Below are 26,403 nucleotides of genomic sequence, written 5' to 3'. Positions count from 1 at the left end.
GTTGGGAAAGGTCGGCACCCAGTCGCCGTCGGTGGATGGCCTACGACGTCGAGGAGCACGACGCCGCCCGCCGCCTGATCCCGGGCCCCTCCCGGTCGTGCGGGACTACGCCGGGTTCTCCGCGACGGCGAGGTAGTCCGTGTAGATCTGCGGCGAGCCCGAGAACGAGGCCAGCTGCTTCCACTCCTCGTACATCTGCTTGGTGTCGCGGTGGGCGGCCGCGAACTCCGCAGCCTCGCCGGTGGCGATGTCGGGCTCGGGGTAGAAGACGTCCAGCGCGTCCAGGCTCGCGATCTCCATCATCATCACGTACTGGTCGAGGCGGTTGCCCCGCTCGCCCTTGAGCACGTGGAACCGCCAGTCCGGGTAGTCGTCGATCCGGTGGTGGTTCTCGGCGATGAAGCGGTCGAACACCTCCTCGGTCACACCGGCGCGCAACGCCAGGTTGTGGATCCCGACGACCCGGGCGACGGGCTCCTCCCCCGGGCGGTCGCGGTAGCGGGGGCCGGGCGTGACCGTGCTCCGCGGATTGTCGGCCAGCAGCCGGTAGTCGGTGAACAACGTCGGCAGCTCACCGAACGTGCCCAGCCGCCGCCACCGCGCCAGCACCGCCTCCGCCTCCGGGTGCCGCGCCCAGAACAGCCGGGCCAGCTCGGTCTGCTCACCCCGGGCCGTGACGTAGCGGTCGCGCTGCTCGGCGCTCTCGATCTCGTACAACATCAGGTACTGTCCGGCCCGCTCTCCGCGCAACCCGCGCAGCAGAGTCCACCGCCACCCCGGGTACAAGGGCAGGTGAACGCCCTCACCACGCACGAAAGTCTCGAACTCCTCCGGCGTAACACCAGCCTCCGTGTCGATGGCGATGTACTGGAAGGTGAACACCGACGAGCGTCCCATTGCGCGTCCCATCCTCGGGCCGGAAAGGGATCGCGCGTCCGACAAGCACGACTCCCCACCCCACATCCTGCCCGCTCCAGCGCAACAGCGCCCGCGAGCCCTCCCGCCGGACACGATCCGACGGGTCCCACCGTCTGTGAAGATCAACCAGCGTCAGCGCTACCAGGAACAACGTGGTGCGGTTCACCGTCACGCGCCGCTGCGTTCAGGCCGATGAGGAGCGTCCTTTGGCGGCGCGGCTCCACCCGTACCTCTTGCCCACCAGAGCACACCAGTGGCTTCCGCATCGCCTTCTACGGCCGCACCTCAACCACCCGCCACCAAGACCGCATTTCCTCACACGGCGAGCAACGCGACATGGCCGAACATCTCATCACCGGTCACGGCCACATCATCGCCACCTACTTCGACGCGGGCACCTCACGCCGGACCCCGTGGTCGCAGCGCCCCCAAGCCGCGCAACTGCTGGCTTCGACCTGGCGGGCGTAGGACTTGCCCTGCTCGGCCCGCGCCGCGGCGCGCAGCGTCACCAGCCGCAGGCCCTCCAGCTCGATCGCGATGTCGGCGACGGAGAACGCCACCGCCTGCCGGTGGCTGATCGGCTCGCCGAACGCGGTCCGCTCGTTGACGTAGGGGACGACGTAGTCGAGGACGGCCTTCGCGGTGCCACGCAGGCCCATCGCCGGCTCACCCTCGATGGACATCCCGGGCTGTAGGAGATCCCGGGTTCGCGGTCTGACAGCGAACCGGCTCAGTGTGATCAGCGCAGGCTTTCGCAGTGGAAGATGAGAGTGTATGGCCACTGCGAACTGTTGTCCGGACCAGTTACTTTGTGACTTTTCATAATTCCGCCGAGCCCCCTGCAGGTGTTGTCGGCCTTGATCCAGACGTCGGCTTGGCTGGTTCCGCTGACCGACTGGACACCAGGCCCGATAATGGAAGCCTGGGCGGGGATGACGGCGATGCCGCTGATCCCGACGACCGCTGCCGCGGTGACCATCGCCCGTACCACGCGCCTGGGCGGACGTGTCGATGTCCTCATGTTCACGACTCCTTCTTCGAGCGGATTCCCCTGGCGAGGGTATCGCCGTCAGCGGCATCGATTGCGGGATTCAACGAGGTTGATGAGCGAGTTCCGAGATGTGCGAAATATGCCTGACGGTTCGTGAGGGATTCCCTTCGCGGTTGCGTCAGCACATCCACGGCTACCTGATCCTCTACCTCGGCGGGAAAACCTCGTCCTCATCGCCAAGCTCCGGCGCCTCCAGCACCCCGGCAAGATCGCCGACGACCTGCTGGCACGCTTCTCCCTGACCGACGCGGCCACACGGAAGGTGTCGACGTACTCCGGAGGCATGCGCCGCCGCCTCGACATCGCCATGAGCCTCATCGGCGATCCCCCGGTGATCTTCCTGGACGAGGCCGAACAGCTCGCCGACCGGATCGCGATCCTGCACGGGGGCCGCATCATCGTCAACGGCACCCTCGCCGAACTCAAGCTCCCGCCCGCCAAGATCGAATACGTCGAGAAGCAGCCGACCCTCGAAGACGTCTTCTTCGCCGTCGTCGGCGCCCGCACGGAAAAGTGAGAAACGATGACCACGCACGTCCTCGGTGACACCACCGTTCTCTTGGGACGTTCCCTGCGGCACGTCACCCGCAGCCTGGACACCATCATCACGACCGTCATCACGCCGGTCGCCATGATGCTGATGTTCGTCTACGTCTTCGGCGGCGCGATCGACACCGGATCGGCCTCGTACGTGAACTACATGCTGCCGGGCATCCTGCTCCTGTTCACCCTGGCCCTGACCTGGGTCGCCCTGATCGCCGGCCTCACCGCAAAAAAGGCGGAAGGCGGCGGCGCGTTCTCCTACCCGCTCATCTTCCTGCCGTTCCTCAGCTCGGCGTTCGTGCCCACGGGGACGATGCCGGGCCCGGTGCGCTGGTTCGCCGATCAGCCGGTCGGCACCGACATCTGGATCGCACTGGCCTGGTGCGCGGGAATCCTCGTCGTCGCTTACGTCTTCGCCACCGCGGCCTACCGCCGCAAGGTCTCCTGAGCCGTGTCAGCACGGTGGCTGCCCCGTGTCAGGACCGCCGGAGATCGTCATCGCAGCATCGCATCCCGGAAAGGATCACAACATGACCATCGAACACGGCGGCCACGTCGAGCAGGGCTGGGGCAAGGTCGCCGACGCGTTCCGCGCCAACTTCGACGCTCCCGGTGAGATCGGCGCGGCCTGCAGCGTCTACGCCGGTGGCCGCCCCGTCGTCAACCTCTGGGGCGGCCAAGCCGACCGCGAAGCGAACAAGCCGTGGCGTAAAGACACCATCGCCCAGGTCGCCTCCACCACGAAGGGCGCCACCGCGATCTGCGCCCACCTGCTGGCCCAGCGCGGCGAACTGGACCTCGACGCCCCCGTCGTCCGGTACTGGCCGGAGTTCGGCGCGGCGGGCAAAGAAGAAATCCCGGTGCGCTGGCTGCTGTCGCACCAAGCCGGCCTGCCGATCGTCGACGGCCCGCTGACCTTCGAGCAGGCCTGCGCCTGGGACCCCGTCATCCACGCGCTCGAAGCGCAGAAACCGCTGTGGAAGCCCGGCACCCAGCACGTCTACCACGCCGTCACCTACGGATTCCTGGTCGGCGAAGTCGTGCGCCGGATCACCGGCAAGTCACTCGGCACGTTCTTCGCCGAAGAGGTCGCCGCCCCGCTCGGGCTCAGCGCCTGGATCGGGCTGCCGGAGGAACACGAGCCCCGCGTAGCACAGTTCGAAGACGCCGCCCCGTTCACCGTGGAGGAACTGCTCGCCGGGCTGATCGCGACGACCGGCCTCGACGCGGACACCGTCACCGCCTGGGTCCAATCCATGTGGACCCCGGACGCCGTCCAGATGCACGCGGGCGTCCTCGGCGGCGCCATGGACCCCGCCACCGGCTACTTCCGCACCCGAGCCTGGCGCGCCGCCGAGTTCCCGGCCGCCAACATGGTCGCCGACGCCCACTCACTGGCCCGCATGTACGCCGCCACCGTCAGCAACGTCGACGGCCTCCGGCTGCTCGACCCGTCGACCGTCACCACCATGACGGAGACCCAGACCGACAAGACGACGATGTACGGAGTACCGGCCGGCCTCGACATCCCGGCCGACCGCTCCTTCAACATGTCACTCGGCTTCTGGCGAGCCTGCCCACCGCTGCCGATGCTCGGACCCGGCTCCTTCGGCCACCCCGGCTCCGGCGGCTCGACCGCCTTCGCCGACCCCGACACCGGCGTCGGCTTCAGCTACGTCACCAACCTCTGGAACTACCGCCCCGACGACCCCCGCGCGACCAACCTCGCCAACGCCGTCCGCACCTGCCTCAGCTGACACGAACCCGACCAGCCCACCACGGCATTCGACGCCGTGGTGGGCAGACGTCACCGAGCCGGCACCGTCCGTCCGACTGCCGGGTCGGTGGGCACGGTTCCAGCTCGAGCTCCCTGCGATACCTGACCGTGGGTGTTACCGTCTGTGCCCGCGGCCACTGTCGGGTCGCTTCGTCGCTGTACGGTCGTGGAGTCGTCGTGGGCAGGGAACCGCAAGACCGCAGGCCATCCGCGGAGTCGGGCTTGCGGGATGTCCTCGACGGTTTGCCGGTAACCGTCTGGGAAGCCGATGCCCGTAGCGGGGCCTACTTGTTCGTGTCCGCCGGTATCCGGTCGTTGCTGGGCCGATCGCCCGACGGCTGGGTGGGTGATCCGGCGATTGCGCTGTCGGTCGTGCATGCCGAAGACCGTGACCACTTCCTGGGCGGGCGCGGCAAGGCGTGGCGGCAGGAGGGCGACTACGAGGTCACCTATCGCGCGCTGACCGCGGACGGGCGCGCGGTCTGGCTGCTGGAGCAGGGGCGCGTGCGCTCCGACGGCGTCGTCCTCGGCGTGTGGCTGGATGCCTCCGAACGACGGTCGGAGGCGGAACGGCAGCGGTTCCTCGCCGGGTTCGAGCGTGGGCTGCAGGAGCTGGACGACGCCGAGCAGGTCATGGAATACGCCGCCCGCAGCCTGGGAGAGCACCTCGGCGCTGATCGCTGCGCCTACGCCGAAGCCGAAGAGGACCAGGACCACTTCCTGATGAGCGGCGATCACCACACCGGTTTGCCGCCGTTGCCCGGGCGCTTCGCGATGTCGGCGTTCGGGGACGGCTGCGTGCGGGCGATGCGGTCCGGTGAGTCGTGGGTCGTCGGTGACTGCTTCCACGACGAGCGTCTCGAACCCGCGGATCTGCGCGCCTACCGGGTGACCGGGATCCGGGCCGTCATCTGCGTACCGCTGCTGCGCGGCGGCCGGTTCGTCGCCGCCATGGCGGTGCACCAGGCCACGGTCCGGCACTGGACGGACGCGGAAGTCGACCTCGTCGAACTCATCGTCGCCCGGTGCTGGGAGTCCATCCAGCGCACGCACGCCGGCCGGGCGCTGCGCGACAGCGAGCAGCTTCACCGGTCGCTGGTGGAACGCGCGACGGATGCCATCTGGGTCCTCGACCGCGGCCTGCGGTTCGCCGAGATCAACCCCGCGGCCTGTGCCCTGCTGGGCTACCGCCGTGACGAGCTGATCGGCACGCCGATCGCCGGCCTGCTCGACGACGACGGGAGCCGCCGGTGGCGGCAGCTGCTCGCCGAACCGGGTACGGCGCAGGAAAGCGGCGAAGTGCACCACGTCCGCCGGGCCGACGGCGCCCAGGTGGCCCTGGAGCTGAGCATCCAGGTCACCCCGTCCGGGATGCAGGCGATCGGCCGGGACGTCACCGAGCGGCGCCGTCGTGAGGCGGAGCGGGACCTGCTGCTGCAGCGGGAACACGAGATCTCCGAGACGCTGCAGCGGAGCCTGCTGCCGCGCGAGCTGCCGGCGCTGCCGCGGGTGGCCGCCGCGGCGCGCTACCTGCCCGCCGCGGTCCACGCGCAGACGGGCGGAGACTGGTACGAGCTGGTCGTGGTGGGGGAAACCACCGTCGCCCTCTCGGTCGGCGACGTCGTGGGCAAGGGGCCGCAGGCGGCAGCGGTGATGGGACAGCTGCGCAGCGCACTGGCCGGCAGCCTGCTCGACGGGCACGGCCCGGCCGCGGCCCTGGAACGGCTCGACGCGTTCGCCACACGCACCGACGGAGCCTCCGGCACGACCTGCGCGTGTCTCACGCTCGACTGGGAGACCGGCGAACTGCGCTGGGCCGTGGCCGGGCACCCGCCGCCGGTCGTCGTCGAGGCCGCCGCCGCCCGGCTGCTGGCCGGTGGCGGCCGCGTTCTCGGCGGCCCGGACCGGTCGCGGTACGCGGAGCAGTCGGCGAGGCTGGGTCCCGGCGCGTCGGTGCTGCTCTACACCGACGGCCTGGTCGAACGGCGGAACGAGCGGATCGACGAGGGGCTGCAGCGCCTGTGCGCGACAGCAGCGGGGCTCGCCGCCGGGGCGCCGGACCAGCTGGTCGCGGCGATCACCGGGACCCTCCTCGACGACGGGCAGGAAGACGACGTCGCTTTGCTCGCCATCCGGCTGCTGCCACCACCGCTGCACCGGCACGCGACCGCCGAGCCGACGGCGCTGCGGCAGTTGCGCGCCGATGCCGCGGCGTGGGCGTCCCAGGCGGGGCTGCCCGGCGAGCTGCGCCAGGACTTGAGCCTCGCGCTAGGTGAGGCCGTGGCGAACTCCGTCGAGCACGCTTCGGCGAACGCGGTCACGTACTCGGTCACGCGGACAGCGGACGGCGGTCTCGACGTCGTGGTGCACGACGACGGGACGTGGCGGCCCGAGCCGGCCGACAACAGTCACCGTGGTCGCGGCATCGCCATCATCACGGCGCTGGCCGAAGAGATCGCCATCGGCCACGACGATCTCGGCACCACGGTCCGGTTCAGGATGGCCACGGAAGCGGGCTCCGCACCCGAGGCCGTCGTGACGGTGCCCGAGGGCGCGAACCCGGCGAACGTGTCCGTCGACGACACCGGCCCGGAGGTGCTGATCGTGAAGGTGACCGGCGACCTCGACCTGGCGACGATCGACGAGGTGCGCCCGGCGGTGCTGCACCGCGTCGAAGCCACGGCGTCCCGGGAGGCGATCGTGGACCTCACCGGGCTGCGGTACCTGAGCAGTTGCGGTGTCGCCCTGCTCCTGGACGCCGCGGCGCTGACCAAACGACGTGGCGCGACGCTCACGGTTCGGGCGGCCGCCGGTTCCGCACCGTTGCGGATCCTGGAGCTGGCCGGATTGGCCGGTACAGCGACGGGAGCTTTGACCGTCGAAACTGCCTCGTGAACGTCGCCGGCGAAGCGCCGGGGCCGCGGGAGCCTTACGGACTCTGGAGGCACGCTCATCGCCTGGTCCTCCGGTCGCCGCTACCCAGCAAAGCATTCCCCAGACCGCGCCATCACCTCCACCCGGTCGCCGTCCACGACGGCTGGTCCGGATCAAGTCGTCCCGATCCCGTCCCACCGACCCCGGGTCCCCCATTCGGGGGATACATTCTGGCAGATGACGTAAACCGACTAAGCTGTCCGGACCGCCCCAGACCTCGGCACGCCTGCAGGTCCATGCCCTGCATGGAACGCAACAGCGTACGAGGAGCGGACCATGACGGCCGGGAAACCGAACCGTATTGAGGCGGCAGGCCTTGGCGCCGCCCACCCGCCACGACGGCAGATCGCGTTCAGCGTCGGAAACTGGCGGGTCACCTTCACCGGAACGGATCCACGCTCGCCACGGACCGGTATCCTCGCCGGCCGGCCCGAGTTCGGACCCGGCGGCGTCCGGGTCCCCGTCATCGCCGACGACAGCCCCTCGGCCTCGGTGTCCTGGGTCGACGACCAGGACGTCATCGGCATTACCGCACCGCCGGCTGATGAAAAGCATTTCAAGGAAAAGAAGGCGTCATGCGACGCATCCACACCATTGCCCGGGCCCTGCTCGGGGCCACCATCGCGACCGGAAGCCTGATCGCCCGCGGCGCAAGCCATCACCATCCGTTGAGCTGCAGAGAAAACGCTCTGCGGCGCCGCGAACGCGCTCCCGGGATCATCACCCCGATCGAGATGATCGGCCCCGCGATTGTCACCAACGTGCCACTGCTGGGTAGGGGTTTTTCCGGATCGCCGAGGTCGGCCTGACCGGCAATCTCACCTTCCCCACCGGGTCGGGTTCACCCGCGGCAACGTACTCGGCAATGGGAGCGGCATCCTCAACCGCGGCCGCCGCGGGGCGGCGCGCGCCGGTGACAGGCGAGCAGCACCTCGAACCCCGTCAAATTCAGGAAACAGACCTGCGAAAGGCCATCACGAGCCGCGGCGGCCGCTGTCGCTGCTGGGCCGGCCGATCATCGAACGGGACTTCGCGACCATGACCATCGCCGCACGCGCCTCGAACGGTGACAGCACACCGGGAGCCACCCGTTCGCCGACGCCCCGGGCGGATCGGGCCAGCTATCCTCGGTGAGATCCACCCCGGACCCCGGCGGCGCCACCCGACGTGGCCAAACCGGGCGGAGGACCGTGATGATCACTGCGACACCGGGAAAACCGGGTCACCGGCGAGCACGCTGCACCGCGGAACCGGGCCCGCCTCTCCTGTCTCCACGCCGATGAGACAGCCGAAGGCAGCCCCGCGGAAGGACCCGGACCCGTTCCCCCTCAGCCCCGAGCAACGCCGACGTGGTGCCCGCCTGGTCGCCTCGGCAGCGGACAACGCAGCCGACTGCGCCACGCTGCTCGCCACCCTCGGGCTGAACCCCGCCGACGGCCTCACAACGCCGGACGACGAACCCCGTCCCTCCGGCCATCTCCCGAACTGAGTCCGATTACCGGTCAGCCGGCCCAGACCCAGCCCCGCAGTTCCGGCACGTCCTCGACGTGTTCGCGGCAGTAGCCGTGGTGGCTGGGCCAGGGCCGCCCCGTCTTCGGGCGCCCGGGCGGATCTGCGCAGTGCTTCGAAGCTCCCACGACGACCAAACCGTTGTGCTCAGCGAGGGCGGCCCGCCGGCGACGGGGCCAGCACGACCGTCGGATTGAGGTCGCGCTCGGCCAGGGCGCGGGCCACATCGCTGAGCCGGAGGTTGTTCCGCCGGGCGAAACCACGCAAAGCCGTGAAGGCCGCGTCCATGCTCAGCTGTCCGGTGACGGCGAGCACGCCCTTGGCCTGCTCGATGATCACCCGGCTGTTCAACGCGCTCTGCAGCTGCTCGGACAGGATCTCTCCCCGGCGGAAGGCCCGTTCGTGGAGGATGCCGATCGTCGCGGTGTCGGCCAGCCCCTGCGCCAGCGCCACGTCGTCGGCCGACAGCTCTCCCGCGTTGAGCCCGAACAGGTTCAACGCCCCGATCGTCTGCCCGCGCAGCCGCATCGGCACCGCGTGCACCGACGCGAACCCGTCCTTGGCCGCCTCGGCCGCGAACCGCGGCCACCGCGCCGCCTGCGCGGCAACGTCGGCCACCAACACCGGCGCGCTCGTGGTAAAACACTCCACACACGGGCCCTCGTCGAGGTCGAACTGGAACAGCTCGATCAGCCGCGCCTGTTCGGTGGAGGAGGCCAGCACCTGCAGCCCGCCCCGCTCGTCGACCAGCGTCAACCCCGCCGCCGCCACATCCAGCAACTCCACGCACCGCACCACCAACGTGTGCAGCAAATCCGCGACGTCGTAGTCATCGACCAACGTGTCCGCCAACGCAACGAACGCACGGGTCACCTGTCGCTCACGGTCGGCCATGCCCACCATCTCCTGATTCCTCAGCTGCCTTCATGGTGACCCTCACCGGAACTCCTCGTCCAACTTCAGCCGCCCGGCCACGATGTCGCCGGCGACTTCGAGCAGGGAACGGCCGTGCCCGAACGCGTAGGCCCGCAGCCGGGCCAGTGCGGCCGACGCGGACAGGTCCAGATGCGCGATCAGCATCCCGGTGGCCTGGTGCACCTCCCGGTACCGCATCCCCGCGCTCTCCATCCACTGCCCGTCCCCGTCCAGCCACCGACCACCTCCGCCGCGCAGCCCCGACAGGGCGAGTGCCGCAATGTCCGCCACCTGCAGCGCCGTCGACAGCTCGCCGGGGCTCAGCGAACCCGGCGTCGGACGATAGGTGTCGAGGGTCGCCACCCGCACCGCCCCGATCTGCACCGGGAAGGTGAACAACGCCGCCACCGGGTGCACCGCGGCCTCGGCGGCGAACACCGGCCACGCCGGCGGCGGGCCCACCGCCAGATCCGGCACCAGGACCGGTCCACGGAGGGTGTACGCCTCGAAACACGGCCCTTCACCGAGGGAAAACTGCAGCTCCGCCAGCGCCGTACTCACCGCGTCGCTGGCGTAGACGATTTCGCGATGCCCGGCCTCGACCATGATCGACACCGCCGCGCCGTCCACCGGCAACAGGCGCACGCACGCCCGGCACACCCGGCCGACGACGTCGACCCCGCTCCCGGCGTCACTCTGGCCCAGTGCGGCCAGCACACTCGCACGCAGAACCTCAACCTCAGCCACCGCGAACCCACCACCGGCACGCTCCGCGTTCCGATATCCGGTTCCTCCGAGTCGGCGTTCATGATCGCCACACCAACTCGGACATGACCAGGCCCGGATCAGCACCGCTCCCGCGGCTGCGTGTACCGACAGTACTCCTATCCCCACACACCGCACCCGCCATCACGGCACCGACGCGGCGACGTACCGGCGCAGCGCGACCGGCACCCGATACTGGCTCACCTTCACCGCGCCGACCCGGCTTACGGCCTCCGCCCCCGAAAGACCGGATGCGGGCCCGACAACGAGTCCTGCCCCCACCGGTCCATCGGCAGCCGTGGTCACCGACGCCGTCGGTTCCGCGACGTGATGAGGACGATTCGCGCGGCGCGCACAAACGCGGCTTCATCGTCGACTACCAGCACCGACGTCATCCTGAGCGAGGCGATGGGCGGGACCATCCGCGCCGAGGACACGATGCCGAGGATGGACAACGCCGAGATCGGGCCCGAGAGCATCATGGCGAGGATCCCGGTCGTGCAGGCGCCGGCCTGCGCGTCGACGTCGGCACCGAACGCCCGGCGAACCACAGGACCAGCACCCTCCTGATGTCGTGGACCGTGCCGAAGGCCTCGCCGACCCGCCGCGGTGACCTTCGGCGGTCCGGCGAGGTCGTCGGCCTCTGCTGCCGGAGCCGCGGGCGGGTGAGGCTGGACCCATGAGAATCCTCGTCGCGGTGGCCACCCGGCACGGCGCCACCCGGGAAATCGCCGAGCACCTCGCCACGTCGCTCGGCTCCGCGCTGACCGGCGCCGGAGTGGCGCCCGAGGTCGAGGTGCGCGACGTCGGGCTCGTCGCGTCGCTCGACGGCTTCGACGCGGTGGTCCTCGGCAGCGCCCGCTACCTCGGGCGGTGGCTCGAACCGGCGCGGAAGTTCGCGGAGTCCTTCTCGGACGATCTGCGAGGTCTCCCCCTCTGGTTGTTCTCCAGCGGCCCGGTGGGCGAGAGGCCCGAGCCCGAAGACCGGGCCGCGATCGACGACCTCGTCCGGCGGCTGGGTGCACGGCAGCACCGGGTTTTCGGCGGCCGGATCGACCGCCAGGCCCTGCGTCTCCCGGAACGCCTCGCGGTGACGGCGTTGCCCGTCACGGACGGCGACTTCCGTGACTGGCCATCGATCCGGGCCTGGGGTTGCGAAATCGGTGCAACGCTGGCCGCCGCGGCGGTCGCCGGGAGCACGTCGTGACCACGCCGCACGGGCATCCGGAGGCGGCTCGGACGACGCCCGGCGCCGTCGTCGTCGGCATCGACGGCTCGGCCTCCGCGGAGCGCGCCGCGGTCTGGGCCGGTACCGAGGCCCTCCGGCGAGGTCGTCCGCTGCGTCTGGTGCAGGTCTACGCGTTGCCGCAGGTGCACACCCCGATCGCGGTCGGCACCCACGAACAGGTGCGCGCCGGGCTGGCCGAGCGTGCCGAAGGCTGGCTGGCCGAGGCTCGGACAGCCGTGCTCGCGGAGTCTCCCGGCGTCGAAATCGGGACCGCTGCCCGGGAATGGAGCCCGGTCGCGGCCCTTGTCCAGGAGTCACAGCACGCGGAGCTGGTGGTACTCGGGTCCCGCGGGCTCGGCGGCTTCACCGGGATGCTCGTCGGCTCCACGGCCGTTTCCGTGGTCGCTCACGCGCACTGCCCGGTCGTGGTGGTGCGTGGCCGGCGGCCGCAGGATCCGCCGCCGGCCGCGGGCCCCGTGCTCGTCGGCGCGGACGGATCGTCCGACAGTGACGGCGCCCTGGCGTTCGCGTGTGACGAGGCGCGGCTGCGTGGCGTGGCGCTGACCGTGGTGCACACCTGGAGCGAGCTCGTCGCCGACGGAGTGCTCCGGCCCCATCCGTTCCAGGACGACGCCGCCGAGATCGAACGGGCCGAACGCGCCAGGCTCGCCGACCAGGTGAGCCCCTGGCGGGACAAGTTCCCGGACCTGACGATCGATCTCGACGTGACCCGTGGGCGCCCGGTCCGGACGTTGCTGGAGCGTGCGGAGCACGCCCAGCTGATCGTGGTCGGCTGCCGGGGCCGCGGTGGCTTCACCGGGATGCTGCTCGGTTCGACCAGCCAGGCACTGATCGTGCATTCGCCGTGCCCGGTCGCGGTGGTCCGGTCGCAGGACGCGGGAAGCGAGGAGACGCGATGAAGGGCAGGAACGGGACGATCGTGGTGGGGGTCGACGGCTCGGGCGCGTCGATGGCGGCGGTGTCGTGGGCCGCCCAGCTGGCTTCCGCCCGCCACCTCGAACTCGAGATCGTGCACGGGCTGCAGATCGCCGCACTCGGCTACGGCGGGAGCATCGCGGGCATCGACGTGCTGATCGACGCGATCCGCCAGGACGGCGAACGGGTCGTCGCGGAATCCCGGAGGGTGGCCGCCTCGATCGACGACGACCTGGTGATCACGGCGGAGACGCCGCCCGGAACTCCGGCCTCGCTGCTCGTCGAGCTTTCCCGCCGGGCCCGGATGGTCGTCGTCGGCGCGACCGGCTCGGGCGGCTTCGCCGGCATGCTCCTCGGCACCGCCACGGCCACCCTCGTGAGCCACGCCCACTCGCCGGTGGCGGTGATCCGGGGCCGGCCCGGCTCCCTGCGCCTCCCGGAGTCGGGCCCGGTGGTGGCCGGGGTCGACGGGAGCGCGACGAGTGAACAGGCGATCGCCGCGGCGTTCGAGGAGGCGTCGTCACGCCGTGCGCCTCTGGTCGCGGTGCACGCCTGGGCCGACGGCACCTACGAGGACTTCCACGGCACCCAGCGGATCATGCCGCAGCGGGAGTCGGCGGAGAAGGACGAGGAGCGGCTGCTCGCACAGCGCTTGGCGGGCTGGCAGGAGAAATACCCGGCCGTCGAAGTCCGCCGGGTCCTGCGCCGTGACCGTCCCCGGCACGCCCTGCTCGACGCCGCGGAGACGGCCCAGCTGGTCGTCGTGGGCAGCTGCGGACGCGGCGGGTTCACCGGGATGCTGCTCGGTTCGACCAGCCAAGCACTCGTGCAGCACGCCGCCTGCCCGGTGCTCGTGGTCCGTCCGGAGACCCCGGTCGCGGACTGAGCCCTGCCGCCCGGAGGGCACTAACGCTTTCCCTTACCGCACAACAACACCCGTGGTCTCGCGGCGAGTCAGCAGGTGCTGCACGGCCATCCCGGCCCGCCTTTGCCGCCGGAACACGGCCTCGGCCAGACCGCGTCGGCCTGCGTGACCGTCAAGGTGACGTAGGCCTTCTCGCCGGGCAGCAGCGTGCCGACCTGCGCACCGGTCACGGTGGCGGGGGTCATCGCCTCGGCGGAGCCGGACACCCCGCCTGTGGTGCTGTCCTGAACGAACGCGGCGACCGCGAAACCACCGACTCCCACCAATGCGCCGACGGCGGCGACGGTGGCGACGTTCCCTGTTATCAATATCGGCGCGCGAACGTCGAATCGTGATAAATGTCCTCAAAAGTCGCGCGGAAAACGGACTGCGCATGAATTACGTTCGTGAACGCGTCGAACCGAGAGCCGTGGACGCCGGCCGAGTGCCACCGCATCCTGGCTCACCTGACCCCCCGCCCCTGCCCGGCGCGCCGGAGAGTGTTCGTCCGTTCGAGGGACCGCGGTATTGATCCGGGCGGACGCAGGGGGTAGGTTCGCGGGTTGTTGCCCCGGACCTCGGTGACGTGACAGGTCCGCGATTGATCGCGGATGCGGATCACGAGCCGAGGTTCTCTTGTACCGAGGAGCGGACGCCGGCCGTACGGCGGATGCGGATGGCTCGTGACCGGCACAACTCAGTCACGTTGGCGCGCCGCGTCCATGTGAGTCATCGCCGAATCGCGATCCAGGAAATGAAGACATGAAAATTCAACAGACTCAATTCCGCCGGGGACTCGTCGTCACGCTGGCCGGAGTCCTTGCGACCCCGGTCATGTGGGTGATCGCCCCGCTGACCGCACACGCCGCCGTCAACTGCGTCGTGAGCGCCGGTGTGACCCAGACCGACACGACCGTGACCGGCAGTCCCGGCAACGACACGATCGACTGCGGTGGCACGAACCCCGGCAAGACCATCAACGGCAACGCCGGGAACGACACGATCACCGGCTCGGACTTCGACGACACGATCAACGGCGGGGACGGGAACGACACGATCACCGGCGGCACCGGCAACGACACCCTCACCGGCGGCCTGGGTATCGACACGATCTCCGGCAGCGCCGGGAACGACACCCTCATCGGCGCATCCAACGACGGCAGCCAGGACAGTCTCGACGGCGGCCTCGGTACCGACACCTGCCAGGGCCCCGCACCCGACCCCGACATCCACGCAAGCTGCGAAAACACCAGCACCCCGCCGACGACGGGCCCGGGCTCGGGCACGGCGAACGCCACCCTGCTGTGCACCACGACCGGCGGGGTGTTGTCCCTCACCGTCAACCCGGTCGGATACGTCTGCGTGTTCAACCCCCTCAACCCCGCCAACCGCCGCGTCGCAGAGGCAAGCAGGATCTGCACCGGAGCCGGCGGAACGTTCGTCAACCTGCTCCCGCTGAGCTACGCCTGCGTCCTCCCGACCACGCCGTAAAACCCCTCTCCACCAGCTGATCCAGCCCCCCTGCCTCGGACAGAACCGGGGCGACGAGAACGGCCGCGCCTCGAATGGGGCGCGGCCGTTCGGGCGTTGCGGGCGAGGGCCGTCTCGGAATTCCGCGTCTTTTGTGAATACCTCGAGTGCTGTTTTCCGTAGAGGCCGGTTCTGCCATTGGTGGCGGTTTGGTCGCGTTCGGATGATTGACCGCGGTGCTCCTTGCCAACTCGGCTGCGGGCGCGAACGCTGAGGCGTCGAAGAGTGTTGGCCGGATCCGGTGCCCTCACGTGTGCGGCACCGGGTAGCGACCCCAGACCCTGGTCATCGAACCGCCCTCTCCAGTCCGTGGCTTCAGCCCCGGGCTCAATTCTCACGGGTGGAAGGTTGACCATGAGATCGACAGCGACTATCAGTACGGCAGGCCGGGCGGGCCGGGCCTTGATCGCCCTGGGCACCGCGGCCGGATTTGTTCTCTTCGCCCCCGCTCAGGCGTGGGCGCTCCCGCCGGGATGCACCCAAAGCGGCGCCAACTTCACTTGCACCGCCGGGATTCCCGCCGGTCAAGTGCTCAACGGGACCAGCGGGAACAACATCATCACCATCACCGGCGGCGCCGTGAACGGTACGGTGAACGGCCTCGCCGGCAACGACACGATCAGAGTCACCGGCGTCGCCGGCACCGCGGGAGCCAACGGTCCCGCGGGGGCCCCCGGCACCGCGGGCACCCCCGCGGGAAGCGCCGGCGGCAACGGCGGAGCCGGGAACGTCGGCGGCGCCGGCGTGGGGAGCACCGGCATCATCGACGCCGGTCCCGGCACCGACAGCATCACCGTCACCGGAGGCGCCGGAGGCAACGGCGGCAACGGCGGACCGGGCGGAGTCGGCTTCGCCAGCGGCGCCGGGGGCGCCGGGGGCAACGGCGGCGTCGGCGGGATCGGTGGCGCCGGGAACGCCGGGACCGTCACCGGCGGCGCCGGCAACGACACCGTCACCTTCACCGCCGGCAAGGGCGGCAACGGCGGGCTCGGCGGCAAGGGCGGCAACAGCGGCCTCATGGCCGGAGGTGCGGGTGCCGGCGGCATCGGTGGCGCCGGCGCGGCCGGTGGCGTCGGGAACTCCGGGACCTTCAACGGCGATCTCACTGATCCCGGTTCCGACAACGTGACCGTCAACGGTGGTGCGGGCGGGACCGGTGCGGCCGGTGGCGTGGGTGGCTGCGGTCACGGCGGCGGCTCCGGCGGCGTCGGCGGCGTCGGCGGCGCCGGGGGTGTCGGGAACTCCGGAACCGTCGGCGGCGGCGCCGGAGTCGACACCCTCAAAACCAACGGCGGGCTCGGCGGCAACGGCGGCGTCGGCGGCAAGGGCGGCAACGGCTTGGCCGCCGTCCAACCCGGCGGTGCCGGTGGCGTAGGCGGTGCCGGAGGCGCCGGTGGCATCGGGAACTCCGGCGCCCTCAACGGCGGAACCGGCATCGACACCATCACCGCCACCGGCGGCAACGGCGGCAACGGCGCCGGCGGCGGCGCCGGCGGCGCCGGCTGCAGCGGCCCCGGCGGCCCTGGTGGCCTCGGTGGCGCCGCGGGCGCCGGTGGTCTCGGGAACTCCGGAACCATCACCGACGCGGCCGACACCATCACCATCATCAACGGTGCCGGCGGCCTCGCCGGCGGCAACGGCGTCGCCGGCATCAACAACGGCGGCATCTGCACCTGCTGACCAGCAGCGGCACCAAACGGCAGCGGCGCCATCACCGGAGATGGCGCCGCTGCTCTCAACAAGTCCGGAAACCCCCGTGATTCGCCTGCCACCGAGACGCCCGCGGCCCGGATTGCCACCGCGTCCAGCAGCTCGGCCCTGCTGTCGAAACGATTCTCGCCCGGCCGGCCGACGAAGTGATCGCCCTCAGGGTCACCGCGGCCGCACACTGTCCGGTGGTCTTCTTCCGCGGCCACGCCGGACCATGGGTCGGCAGCGGCCCGGAATCATGGCCCGCAGGCCGAGCATCGCCGCTGACGATCCCTGCACTGCCCCTGGCCGACGCCGGTTCCGGAACGCGGCCACGGCCGTTGCACCGAACGTCGGCGGCACTCAAGCCGTTCCGGTGGGCGGGCAAGGAATTCCGCAGGTGGTCAGGATCAGCACGGCGGAGCCGGCTGCGTCCGGCGCGGCGGCCGCTTCCAGCGCTCGCTCCGCCGCCGCCGGATCGGCCTCGGGCGGGACCACCAGCAGGGTCAACCGGCGGATGCGCGGTCCGATCACGACGATCGTGTGCCGATCCAGGCCGAAGAACCCCGCCAGCCGTACCAAACCGGTGTCGAGCGCGAGCTTCCGGGGAACCAGATCCCACATCGCCGGGTTGAAGCCGATCCGGTCAACCGGGCCCGAGTCCGCGACGAGCGCGGTGACCAGGGCGCTGAATTCGGCGACCGGCTCTCGCGAGCGTGGCCACCAGGCGCCGTCGAAACAGCCCTTGACCGCACCGGGTGGTTTCAACCGCAGCCGTCTGCCGACGGCCGGGGAGCCGACCACGGGACCCGCGGCGCCGACCGGCAAGAACGTCATGGCCGGTGTTCCTCCCGCACCCGGAGTCCACTGGCGGGGTTCATCACGCAGGCGTTCATTTTGAGACACGCATTGCCGCAGTCACCGCTTTCTCCGGACCACCGGCGCACACGCAGCCGCGGTTGAACGTGCCCGCCTGCGTCGCCGTGCAGAACCGGCGCGCGATCACGTCGTGCGATTCCGCCGGATGGGAACACGCCGGGCAGGAGGACACCACCGAATCGCCGATTTCCGCGACGGCGATGGCGGCGCCTGATTCGACATCGATTTTCGACATACCGGGTTCTCCTTCTGCAGATGGCTGACCGCGGGGCGCGGGGCGCGTCCGACGGGAAAGTCAGGACTCGCTCGAAATTCCGGCTCCGGTCCCGTCTTCACCGACAGCGCCGAGGTCCGGGGCGATACCTCCACCTTACGCCCGTGCCGGTCACGCCCACGTTCCGGTCCGGCTGCATCCCGGCGAGTTCCGGGCACCACCGTGCACCGGCAATGGGTCGAGCCCGGTAGGGACGGCCGGAGCCGCCCCTACCGGGCTGGGTTCAGCGAGGGTTGTGTCAGATGCACACGACCGTGATGCCGGCCGTGCCGCCGGTGCCGTTGACCCCGGCGATGCCGTTCACCGTCACGATGGTGTCGGTGCCGCCGCCACCGGACACGGTGCCGGAGCTGCCGACACCACCGGCACCCAGAGTCCCTCCGGCGCCACCAGCGCCACCGGCGCCCGGGTTGCAGCCGTTGCCGCCGCCGCCACCGGTGCCGCCGTTGGCACCCTTGCCACCGGTCACCGTGACGCTGTCATCGTTGAGACCGCCGTTGACGGTCCCGCTGTTGCCCACACCGCCCGCACCACCGGCGCCGCCACCGCCACCAGCGCCACCGATCTGGCCACCGCCGACGCCGTTGCCGCCCTTGCCCGCGGTCCCGCCGAGGCCGCCGGCACCGCCGGTGACCTTCAAGACGTCATTGCCCGCATCGCCGGTGACGACACCGGAACTGCCGATCCCGCCCGCCCCGCCGACGCCACCGAAACCACCCGCGCCGCCGCCGTGACCCGCACCGGCGTTCCCGCCCGCGCTGCCGTTGGCTCCGGCGCCACCGGCCACCGTGATGCCGTCGAGGCCGTCGTCGCCGCTGACGATCCCCGAGCTGCCGAGACCGATACCGCCCACGCCGCCTGCACCCCCGACGCCGCCGACACCACCGGTGCCCGCGCTGGGGCCGCTCGGGCCGCCGAGCGCACCGGCACCGCTGGCACCACCCGCGCCACCGGTGACCTTCACCGTGTCGTTGCCGAGGCCGCCGTGGATGACGCCGACGCCGGCCTGACCGCCCGCGCCACCCGCGCCGCCGACGCCACCGGCACCGCCGGCCCCGCCGAGGACTCCGGCCCCGCCGGTCCCGCCGAGGCCGCCGGTCCCACCGGCGCCACCGGTGGCGGTGACGCTGTCGGCGCCGTCACCACCGTTGACCGTCCCGGTGCTGGCCAGCGCGAGGCCACCTACACCGCCTGCGGCGCCGGCACCGCCGGCGAATCCGGCCGGGCTGGTACTCGTGCCGGTCCCGCCGGCACCGCCGGGAGCACCCGTGGTGCCCGCCGTGCCGGTCATGGTGATGGTGTCGTTGCCGGCCAGTGCGTCGATGGTGCCGCTCATGGGCCCACCGGTGACGGTGACGAAGTCGTTGCCGGCGGTGCCGGTGAGGAACTGCGCGGCCGGAATACCCGCGGTGCAGGTGATGGTGTCACCGGAACCGTTGAAGACACGGGTGCAGCCGACCGGGTCGGCGTGGGCCGCGCCAGGGACGATCAAGGCGAACCCTGCGGCGGTACCCAGTCCAATGAGGCCGGTACGGGTTCGACGAGCCGTAGTGGTACGTGCACTTGATCTCATGATAAACCTTCATTGCATTGAGTGGATCCGGGCTGAAGCCACGGAACCGGGAGTGCAGCTGCTAACCACTTTGCCGATGGCATTTCCGTACCGAATATCCGGGACGAGGTCCACCAGCACTCTCAAGGCCCACACTCGCCCCGTCGCGGACACTTGGCAACAAAAAGAGGATAGTTCACTCCACTGCGAGGATATCCGCCGATGCGAGGACCGAATCCGGGAATAACCATCGAATTCCGCTGAATCCGATTAATCGCGCAGCAACACTGGACCGCAAACTATCACATCGGTGCAGATGTGGCAGTTGAACCATTTTTCGTACCGCCATTTGGGCGACCCGGGTGTCGGTCACCCGGCGGACGGGGATAGGCTAACTCCTGTTACCCCGGACCTCGGTAGCCGGTCTGCTCGCCACGATTGCGGCGCAGATCGCGAACCGAGGTCTTTTTTGTGGACAAATCCCGCCCGGCCCGCTCGGCGAATCAGGCCTGCTCCTGCGGAATTCTCCTGCCGGCGCGCCGCGCCGCAGCCCGCCACTATTGGATCCAGGAAAGAAATCGTCATGCGACGCATCCACGCCACAGCCAGGGTCATGTTCGGCGCCACCGTCGCGGCCGGAGGCCTGATCGCGCTGGCCCCGGTGGCGCAGGCCATCACCATTCCGGTGGCCTGCAGCGAAACCGCCCTCGTCGCGGCGGTCAACCTGGCCAACTCCACCCCCACCTCCGACACCCTCTCCCTGGCCGGAGGCTGCACCTACGGCATGACCACCGCCCACGGCGGTACCGCCAACGCGCTCCCGGTCATCACCACCCCGATCCAGCTGACCGGCCCCGCCACCATCACCAACGCCTCCCCGGCCGGTCTCGGCATGTTCCGCATCGCCGAAGTCGGCCCGACCGGCAACCTCACCCTCATCACCGGGGTCGCCTTCACCCGCGGCAACGTCGTCGGCGACGGCGGCGCCATCCTCAACCGCGGCGCGGTCACCCTCACCGGAAGCACCCTCACCGGCAACACCGCCACCGGCAACGGCGGCGGCCTCGCCAACGCCGACACCCCCACCGGCACCGCACCCGCCGCCACGTTCACCAACAGCCCGCTGTCGGGCAACACCACACTCCTCGGCGACGGCGGCGCCATCTACAACGGCCTCCGCGGCAGCCTCGCCGTCACGGGCGTCTCCGGCAGCCCGCTGTTCATCACCGGCAACAACGCCGGCCGCGGCGGCGGCATCTCCACGATCAACTCCACCGCCACCACCCTCACCCAGACCGCCGTCACCGACAACCACGCCCTGCTGCTCCTGGGCAACTCCGGCGGTGTCTACCGCCAAGGCGGCACCATGACCACCAACAACACCCCCATCACCGCCAACACCCCCAACAACTGCGTCGGCAGCGTCCCCGCCGTCCCCAACTGCACCGGGTGACCACCGCGCCGAACCCCACAGCCCGCAAACAGATCCAACCCAACAAAAAGGAGAACCCATCATGGGCATCGTCATCATCGGCGGCTTGCTCGACTCCGTCGTCGGCATTGTCAACGGCGCCGTAGTCGCCATCACCAGCGCCGCAGGCGCCGTCCTCCTCCCCCTCCTGCCGCTGTAGCACCACCGCTCGACCACCACGACCCCCGCAGGCCACCCCGGCCGGCGGGGGCCGTCTGGGCAGACCCTGGTCGGCCGAAGGTGTCTACCCCTTTGGCCGCGTCATTTCCGTCGCTGCGCCAGGTACCGTCGACCGGCTGTCCCGTTGCCCGCGGTCGAATGTTCGGCGGTTCAGGCCGAACCGCGGTTCGTGGCAGCTCGAGGACTCTACGAGCGGAGGCCCGTTGAAGATCCTGCTGCTGTGCTCTGCGTTCAACGGCCTCAGCCAGCGCACTTGGGCCGGTCTACGCGCTCGCGGTCACCGCGTTACGGTCCAGACGGTGCACCATCCGCAGGAGATGGCCGCCGCGGCGGCGGCCACCGACCCCGAGTTGATCATCTGCCCGTTCCTGCGCCGTCGAGTTCCGGAATCGGTCTGGCGGAGTTACCGCACGATCATCATCCATCCCGGTCCGCAGGGGGACCGCGGCCCGTCCGCGCTCGACTGGGCGATCATGGACGCCGAGTACACCTGGGGCGTGACCGCCCTGCAGGCGACCGGTGACCTCGACGACGGGCCGGTCTGGGGCACGCGGGTGTTCCGGATGCCGTCCGATCCGCCGCGCAAGAGCACCCTCTACAACACCGAGGTGTCCGACGCCGCGATGAGCCTGATCGGCGAGGTGGTGACCAAAGCCGAGGACGCCGGGTTCACGCCGCGAAGCCAGGATCGCCGGCGGCCCGCCGCGGTGGGCAGGCTCCGCCCCCAGGTCCGGCAGGCCGATCGGTCCTTCTCCTGGGATGACCCGGCCGACCACGTCCTGCGCCGTATCCGCGCCGCGGACGGCCGTCCCGGAGTGCACACGGAGCTGGCCGGTGTGCCGGTCGCTGTGTTCGACGCCCATCCGGGCGAGTCCTCCCCCGGCGAGCCCGGCACCATCGCGGCACGCTGTCAGGGTGCAGTACTGGTCCGCACCGGCGACGGCGCACTGTGGATCGGGCACGCGCGGCGGCTGGCACCCGAAGCCCCGGGCACGACGGTCAAACTCCCCGCCGCCCTGGCCCTCGGTGGCGTTCCCGAAGCACCGCAGACCGCAGGCCCGCCGAGCCTTCGGGAGGTCAGCTACCGGCGGTTCGACAAGGTGGGGCTGGTGCGCTTCGAGTTCTACAACGGCGCGATGTGCACCGCACAGTGCCGTCGGCTCACCGCGGCCGTGCGCTACGCGGCCACGCAAGACACCGCCGCCGTGGTCCTGGCCGGCGGTGAGGTGTTCTCCAACGGCTTGCACCTGGGTGTCATCGACGCCCACCCGGATCCCGCGGCGGAAGCCTGGCGGAACATCACCGCGATCGACGACCTCTGCCGGGAGATCATCGCCTGCACCGGCCAGCTCGTGGTGTCCGCGCTCGCCGGCGACGCGGGCGCGGGCGGGGTGATGCTGGCCCTCGGCGCGGACAAGGTGATCGCCCGGGACGGCGCCCTGTTCAACCCGCACTACCGGAAGATGGGCCTGTACGGCTCGGAGTACTGGACCTACGTGCTGCCACACCGGGTCGGCGAAGCTCAGGCAGACCGGCTGACCAGGCAGTGCGAGCCGATCACCGCCGCCGAAGCGGCCCGGATCGGGATGGTCGACGAACTCGCCGCGAGCGACCGCGCGGAATTCCTCGCGACCGCGCTGGACTACGCCACCGAACTGGTCGCCGGCGGGCGCGCGAAAGCTCTGCTCGACCGCAAAAGAGCCACCCGCACAGCCGACGAGCAACGCCGGCCGCTGGAAACCTACCGGGTCCGGGAACTCGCCGAGATGAGCCGCGACATCTTCGACGACCGCCACGGTTTCGCCCACGCCAGGCGCACTTTCCTCGCCGTCCGGCCCGCCGGCCCGACCGGGCCGGAACCGTCCCGGCTGCCCGGCCCACGGCTCCCCCGGCTGAGGCCCGTTCGCTGATCGTGGTCGCGACCGAACCGCCTCGGCCCGGCAAGCTCACGGCTACCGGACGGGTGCGCTCTTCGCGCGGAGTGGTGCGCTCGCGTCGTGCAGGTGTTGCAGGACGTAGTGGTAGGTCTTCAGCAGGCCGCACTGGGCGTAGTCGATCCCGTGGCCGGCGCAGAACGCGCGCACGAGGGGCTGCGCGCGGCGCAGGTTGGCGCGCGGCATGCTCGGGAACAGGTGGTGCTCGATCTGGTAGTTCAACCCGCCAAGCGCGAAGTCGACCCACGGACCGCCGCGGACGTTGCGGCTGGTGAGCACCTGCTTGCGCAGGAAGTCCAGCTGCGTCTTGTCGGTGAAGGTGGGCATGCCCTTGTGGCCCGGCGCGAACGAGCAGCCCAGGTAGACGCCCCACAGCCCCTGGTGCACCGCGATGAACGCGACCGCCACGGGCGGGGACAACACCACGAACACCGCACCGCAGTAGACGCCGAAGTGCGCGAACAGCAGCGCCGCTTCCAGCCACCGCGCTTTGACCTCGCCGCGCCACACCGCTTGGATGCCCGCCCAGTGCAGGCTCAGCCCTTCCAGCAACAGCAACGGGAAGAACAGTGCCGCCTGGTGCTTCGAAGTCCAGCGCACGAACCCGCTCTTCTCGGCCGACTGCCCGCGGGTGAAGGCGAGCAGCGGGATGTCGATGTCGGGATCGTCGCCTTCGTGGTTGGGATTGGCGTGATGGCGGCGGTGCTTGCCCATCCACCAGCCGTAGCTCATCCCGATGAGACCGCCGAAGGCGTGGCCGGCGCGGTCGTTGGCGCGCCCGGTCCGGAAGATCTGGTTGTGCCCGGCGTCGTGGCCGAGGAACGCGATCTGGGCGAACACCACCGCGAAGAACACCGCGGTGGCCAGCTGCCACCACGAATCGCCCAGCAGCGCGAACACCACGCACCCGCCGGCCAGCGCGAGCAGCGTGAGACTGATTTTCACCGCGTAATAACCGCGACGACGGTCAAGCAGGCCTTCACCCCGCACAAGGCGAACAAGTTCGCTGAAGTCGTCACGCGACTTCGCGCGAACGCCGACGCTCTCCGGAGACACCACCATGGAAGCCCTTCCCAGTCATGGCGCCGGGGACCGGGGCGACCACTCGTTCACTGCTCCGACCGGATTCCCCCGCAGGTTCCCCGCTAAACGAGGCAGGGCCGACACACGGGAATCGTCAGGTGTTCACCGGAACGACCGCGGGAAGGACCGGCTTCCGGCGGGCACCGGGAAGCAGCTGCGGAGGACGGCGGGCCGCCAGGTCCTCGACCCAGCCGAAGGCGAGCACGGCCACGGCCGTGAGGACCGCCGAGGTCGCCAGCTGCACCGGCTGGGACGACCAGCCGAGCCAGGCGTCGACGGGATAGGACAGGTCGATGGCGACGTTGTGCCACAGGTAGATCGTCACCGCACGCGCGTTGAGCAGGGTCACCAGCCGGCCGAGCACCGGCGTCCGGTCCAGCCAGGCGAGCTCGGGCGACACCCGCAGGAACACGAGGATCGCGGCGGCGGAGATCAACGCCTGCCCGAGCGGGATCTCGTTGAGGTCGAACGTCCCGTCCGGCAGCGGGTGCCCCGCCGTCCACCAGGCGCCCAGCCCCACCGCGGCGGCGCACAGTCCCGCCAGCACGGCCGGACGGATCCGGCTGAGCATGCCTTCACGGTGGGCGAACCCCAGCACCCAGCACGCCCTCGCCGACCGGCCCCGAATCGGCCAGCGGGGAGCCCAGTACGGCGTCCACCGCGACGAAGGCCAGCGGGGCGAGCACGGTGACGACCGGCCGGCGGCGGAACGCGAGCAACAGCACCGGGCTGAGCAGCACGAACCACAGGTAGGCGCGCAGGTACCACAGCACCACCGTGAAATCCGCACCCCAGAGACTGCCCGGCGGCTCCAGGATCGGGAACACCCAGAACACCAGCTGCGGCCGGCTCAGGGCGAGGTCGCCGGTGTCGCGGGCCCAGCCGTGCGCGAGCATCAGCCCGACCGCGACCAGGCCGAAGAGCCACAGCGGGGGCAACAGCCGGCGGATGCGGTGGCCGACGACGTCCACCGCGGGTGTGCGGCGCAGTGAGCTCGCCATGAAGGAACCGCCGAGCGCGAACATCACACCCATGGAAGGGAAGGCGAGGCTCAGCCACCCCCAGCCCGTGGCGTGGTAGAGCACGATCCGCACCAGTGCGACCGCGCGAAGGCTGTCGAGCCAGCGGTCACGGCGCCCCGGCGGCGGGGGTTCGGCAGCCGGCGCGACCCGAGGCTTGACCGGCTCGGCGGGCGCCGCCCCGGCCCGCACGGTCGCCCGCAGCGCACCGATGCGGTGCATCCGTTGCCAGTGCACGAGAATTCCGGACACCGCCGCGCCCAGCGACTGGATGAGGACCACGTACATCAGCTGGCGGTAAACCAGCTGCTGCATCGGTATCAGCCACAGCGCGCTCTTCGGCTCGCCGTCGAGGTGGAAGGCGTACGCGGCGCCCGCGCTCTGCAACAGCATCACCGACAGCCAAAGCACGAGCGTCGTCCCGGGGTCGAAGAAGAACAGCCCGTAGACGAAGAAGACGTCGCTTCGGAAGAGCAACACGTCACGGCAACCCCGGACCCCGGTGGCCGAACACGCGTCACCCGCCCACCGGGAGCAGCCGATGACCAGCGTCCAACCCGCGATCGAACCCCTCATCACGCGCGAATTCACCCGGCGAGCAGCCGATGCCTGGGTCCGCGCCGCGGACGCCGGGATCATCGACGCCGCGGAACTCGTCTGGCTGCTGAACCACCTGTCGGCGGACTCGGCGCGGCCGGAGGCGAACGGATGACGGCCGAGAGCCGCTCCCGGCCCTAGGCGGCCGGGCCGGAGCGGGAATCCGCGGAGGTCGAGCTGCCCGGCCGGATGCTGACGCTGGTCTACCGCGTCGCGAGCCAGACCGGCCATTCCCGGCGGACGAGTGCCGCGCTGTGCAGCCGAATCCGTTGTGCACAACCGGATGTCACCCGGCCACGCGTGGGTTCCATAAGTCTGTCACCCTTACCGTCTCGATGCCCACGTCAGCCAGGACGGCATCGAAGGAGGCCGGGAACTGGCCAGCCCGGTCGCGGACGGGAAATCTGAACTCATCGGCTCGATCGCGAGCTCCATCACGAGGTTGCGGATCTGCTGTGTGGTCCACCTGCCGTCCGGGTTCGTGGTCGTGCCGAGCACGTGGACATAGCGGCTGCCGACCTCCAGCACGAAGAACACGTAGATTCTTCTGAGGGTGAGCGCGCAGTCGACGTGGAAGAAGTCGCACGCCGGCTGTTCCGGCGGGTCGGCCGTGGGCATCTCCGCGCGCCATCGCCTCCGCCACCAGGACACGGACCCCGTACGGTGCGGCGACCACCGTGCCGGGTGAAATCCTGGTACGTGCTCGGCGGTGACG

At 70.5% G+C, this 26,403-nt stretch carries 25 protein-coding genes and 2 pseudogenes; 13 read left to right on the top strand and 14 right to left on the bottom strand.

What is annotated here, in order from left to right:
* Nucleotides 1–105 precede the first annotated feature (105 nt).
* From ACLJQE_RS37560 to ACLJQE_RS37550, 3 genes and pseudogenes are all read right to left on the bottom strand, one after another.
* Nucleotides 106–897 (bottom strand): hypothetical protein, encoded by a 792-nt coding sequence (locus ACLJQE_RS37560; protein ID WP_410644339.1) that lies wholly within the window; start codon nucleotides 895–897, stop codon nucleotides 106–108.
* Nucleotides 898–1,370: 473 nt separating this feature from the next.
* Nucleotides 1,371–1,604 (bottom strand): annotated as a pseudogene (locus tag ACLJQE_RS37555) (acyl-CoA dehydrogenase family protein); the annotation flags it as partial.
* 53 nt (nucleotides 1,605–1,657) lie between these two features.
* Nucleotides 1,658–1,897, bottom strand: coding sequence for a hypothetical protein (locus tag ACLJQE_RS37550; RefSeq protein ID WP_410644338.1), 240 nt, complete (start codon nucleotides 1,895–1,897; stop codon nucleotides 1,658–1,660).
* Nucleotides 1,898–2,114: 217 nt separating this feature from the next.
* On the opposite strand from ACLJQE_RS37550, the pseudogene ACLJQE_RS37545 reads away from it, so the two are divergent.
* The 5 genes and pseudogenes from ACLJQE_RS37545 to ACLJQE_RS37525 form a co-directional block, all read left to right on the top strand.
* Nucleotides 2,115–2,486: pseudogene (locus ACLJQE_RS37545) on the top strand (ATP-binding cassette domain-containing protein); the annotation flags it as partial.
* Between the two features lie 6 nt (nucleotides 2,487–2,492).
* The gene (locus ACLJQE_RS37540) at nucleotides 2,493–2,960 is read left to right on the top strand and encodes a hypothetical protein (RefSeq protein ID WP_410644337.1); all 468 of its coding nucleotides are present in this window, start codon (nucleotides 2,493–2,495) and stop codon (nucleotides 2,958–2,960) included.
* 82 nt (nucleotides 2,961–3,042) lie between these two features.
* Nucleotides 3,043–4,269: a serine hydrolase domain-containing protein gene (locus ACLJQE_RS37535; protein ID WP_410644336.1), complete on the top strand. Its 1,227-nt coding sequence runs from the start codon at nucleotides 3,043–3,045 to the stop codon at nucleotides 4,267–4,269.
* A 197-nt stretch (nucleotides 4,270–4,466) separates the two neighbouring features.
* Nucleotides 4,467–7,184, top strand: a complete 2,718-nt coding sequence (locus tag ACLJQE_RS37530; RefSeq protein ID WP_410644335.1) for a SpoIIE family protein phosphatase — start codon at nucleotides 4,467–4,469, stop codon at nucleotides 7,182–7,184.
* Between the two features lie 315 nt (nucleotides 7,185–7,499).
* A complete protein-coding gene (locus tag ACLJQE_RS37525; RefSeq protein WP_410644334.1) occupies nucleotides 7,500–7,862 on the top strand; it encodes a hypothetical protein in 363 nt (120 codons plus the stop codon).
* Nucleotides 7,863–8,879: 1,017 nt separating this feature from the next.
* Here the strand turns inward: ACLJQE_RS37525 and ACLJQE_RS37520 are convergent.
* The 3 genes from ACLJQE_RS37520 to ACLJQE_RS37510 form a co-directional block, all read right to left on the bottom strand.
* Entirely contained in the window at nucleotides 8,880–9,626 is a 747-nt protein-coding gene (locus ACLJQE_RS37520) for a GAF and ANTAR domain-containing protein (RefSeq protein ID WP_410644333.1), read from the bottom strand.
* 42 nt (nucleotides 9,627–9,668) lie between these two features.
* On the bottom strand, nucleotides 9,669–10,394 hold the full coding sequence (locus ACLJQE_RS37515; protein ID WP_410644332.1) for a GAF domain-containing protein: 726 nt from the start codon (nucleotides 10,392–10,394) through the stop codon (nucleotides 9,669–9,671).
* A gap of 320 nt (nucleotides 10,395–10,714) precedes the next feature.
* Entirely contained in the window at nucleotides 10,715–10,963 is a 249-nt protein-coding gene (locus tag ACLJQE_RS37510) for a hypothetical protein (protein WP_410644331.1), read from the bottom strand.
* A gap of 128 nt (nucleotides 10,964–11,091) precedes the next feature.
* On the opposite strand from ACLJQE_RS37510, the gene ACLJQE_RS37505 reads away from it, so the two are divergent.
* From ACLJQE_RS37505 to ACLJQE_RS37495, 3 genes are read left to right on the top strand one after another with little or no spacing between them, the layout of a single operon-like run.
* On the top strand, nucleotides 11,092–11,619 hold the full coding sequence (locus tag ACLJQE_RS37505) for a flavodoxin domain-containing protein (protein ID WP_410644330.1): 528 nt from the start codon (nucleotides 11,092–11,094) through the stop codon (nucleotides 11,617–11,619).
* Complete coding sequence (locus ACLJQE_RS37500; RefSeq protein WP_410644329.1) at nucleotides 11,616–12,560, top strand: universal stress protein; 945 nt, start codon at nucleotides 11,616–11,618, stop codon at nucleotides 12,558–12,560. The genes ACLJQE_RS37505 and ACLJQE_RS37500 overlap by 4 nt, the downstream gene beginning before the upstream one ends.
* Nucleotides 12,557–13,462, top strand: coding sequence for a universal stress protein (locus ACLJQE_RS37495; RefSeq protein WP_410644328.1), 906 nt, complete (start codon nucleotides 12,557–12,559; stop codon nucleotides 13,460–13,462). Before ACLJQE_RS37500 ends, ACLJQE_RS37495 begins: the two co-directional genes overlap by 4 nt.
* A 68-nt stretch (nucleotides 13,463–13,530) precedes the next feature.
* Here the strand turns inward: ACLJQE_RS37495 and ACLJQE_RS37490 are convergent, their stop codons facing one another.
* Complete coding sequence (locus ACLJQE_RS37490; RefSeq protein WP_410644327.1) at nucleotides 13,531–13,707, bottom strand: hypothetical protein; 177 nt, start codon at nucleotides 13,705–13,707, stop codon at nucleotides 13,531–13,533.
* A 535-nt stretch (nucleotides 13,708–14,242) separates the two neighbouring features.
* Between ACLJQE_RS37490 and ACLJQE_RS37485 the strand changes: the two genes are divergently transcribed.
* Both ACLJQE_RS37485 and ACLJQE_RS37480 read left to right on the top strand, forming a co-directional pair.
* Entirely contained in the window at nucleotides 14,243–14,971 is a 729-nt protein-coding gene (locus tag ACLJQE_RS37485; RefSeq protein WP_410644326.1) for a calcium-binding protein, read from the top strand.
* A 618-nt stretch (nucleotides 14,972–15,589) separates the two neighbouring features.
* Nucleotides 15,590–16,690: a hypothetical protein gene (locus ACLJQE_RS37480; protein WP_410644325.1), complete on the top strand. Its 1,101-nt coding sequence runs from the start codon at nucleotides 15,590–15,592 to the stop codon at nucleotides 16,688–16,690.
* Nucleotides 16,691–17,062: 372 nt separating this feature from the next.
* Here ACLJQE_RS37480 and ACLJQE_RS37475 read toward each other — a convergent pair whose 3' ends face one another.
* The 3 genes from ACLJQE_RS37475 to ACLJQE_RS37465 form a co-directional block, all read right to left on the bottom strand.
* On the bottom strand, nucleotides 17,063–17,536 hold the full coding sequence (locus ACLJQE_RS37475) for a DUF5994 family protein (protein WP_410644324.1): 474 nt from the start codon (nucleotides 17,534–17,536) through the stop codon (nucleotides 17,063–17,065).
* 55 nt (nucleotides 17,537–17,591) lie between these two features.
* Nucleotides 17,592–17,813: an RGCVC family protein gene (locus ACLJQE_RS37470; RefSeq protein ID WP_410644323.1), complete on the bottom strand. Its 222-nt coding sequence runs from the start codon at nucleotides 17,811–17,813 to the stop codon at nucleotides 17,592–17,594.
* 277 nt (nucleotides 17,814–18,090) lie between these two features.
* Nucleotides 18,091–19,344, bottom strand: coding sequence for a hypothetical protein (locus tag ACLJQE_RS37465; RefSeq protein WP_410644322.1), 1,254 nt, complete (start codon nucleotides 19,342–19,344; stop codon nucleotides 18,091–18,093).
* 643 nt (nucleotides 19,345–19,987) lie between these two features.
* Between ACLJQE_RS37465 and ACLJQE_RS37460 the strand changes: the two genes are divergently transcribed.
* Complete coding sequence (locus tag ACLJQE_RS37460) at nucleotides 19,988–20,857, top strand: hypothetical protein (RefSeq protein ID WP_410644321.1); 870 nt, start codon at nucleotides 19,988–19,990, stop codon at nucleotides 20,855–20,857.
* 497 nt (nucleotides 20,858–21,354) lie between these two features.
* Entirely contained in the window at nucleotides 21,355–22,965 is a 1,611-nt protein-coding gene (locus ACLJQE_RS37455; RefSeq protein ID WP_410644320.1) for an enoyl-CoA hydratase-related protein, read from the top strand.
* Nucleotides 22,966–23,007: 42 nt separating this feature from the next.
* On the opposite strand, the gene ACLJQE_RS37450 is transcribed toward ACLJQE_RS37455, so the two are convergent.
* The 3 genes from ACLJQE_RS37450 to ACLJQE_RS37440 all read right to left on the bottom strand — a co-directional run bounded on the left by ACLJQE_RS37450 (nucleotide 23,008) and on the right by ACLJQE_RS37440 (nucleotide 25,571).
* The gene (locus tag ACLJQE_RS37450) at nucleotides 23,008–24,051 is read right to left on the bottom strand and encodes a fatty acid desaturase family protein (RefSeq protein WP_410644319.1); all 1,044 of its coding nucleotides are present in this window, start codon (nucleotides 24,049–24,051) and stop codon (nucleotides 23,008–23,010) included.
* A 115-nt stretch (nucleotides 24,052–24,166) separates the two neighbouring features.
* Nucleotides 24,167–24,643 carry a hypothetical protein gene (locus ACLJQE_RS37445; RefSeq protein ID WP_410644318.1) on the bottom strand — a complete coding sequence of 159 codons (477 nt, stop codon included), beginning with the start codon at nucleotides 24,641–24,643 and terminating at the stop codon, nucleotides 24,167–24,169.
* Nucleotides 24,644–24,647: 4 nt separating this feature from the next.
* Nucleotides 24,648–25,571, bottom strand: coding sequence for an acyltransferase family protein (locus tag ACLJQE_RS37440; protein ID WP_410644317.1), 924 nt, complete (start codon nucleotides 25,569–25,571; stop codon nucleotides 24,648–24,650).
* 61 nt (nucleotides 25,572–25,632) lie between these two features.
* Between ACLJQE_RS37440 and ACLJQE_RS37435 the strand changes: the two genes are divergently transcribed.
* Nucleotides 25,633–25,803 carry a hypothetical protein gene (locus ACLJQE_RS37435; RefSeq protein ID WP_410644316.1) on the top strand — a complete coding sequence of 57 codons (171 nt, stop codon included), beginning with the start codon at nucleotides 25,633–25,635 and terminating at the stop codon, nucleotides 25,801–25,803.
* 209 nt (nucleotides 25,804–26,012) lie between these two features.
* On the opposite strand, the gene ACLJQE_RS37430 is transcribed toward ACLJQE_RS37435, so the two are convergent.
* Nucleotides 26,013–26,306: a hypothetical protein gene (locus tag ACLJQE_RS37430; RefSeq protein WP_410644315.1), complete on the bottom strand. Its 294-nt coding sequence runs from the start codon at nucleotides 26,304–26,306 to the stop codon at nucleotides 26,013–26,015.
* Nucleotides 26,307–26,403 lie beyond the last annotated feature (97 nt).

This window comes from Amycolatopsis sp. lyj-346, assembly GCF_046548975.1.
GTDB lineage: Bacteria > Actinomycetota > Actinomycetes > Mycobacteriales > Pseudonocardiaceae > Amycolatopsis.
The sequence above is the reverse complement of the archived record's forward strand: the minus strand, read 5'-3'. Positions and strand labels throughout refer to the sequence as shown.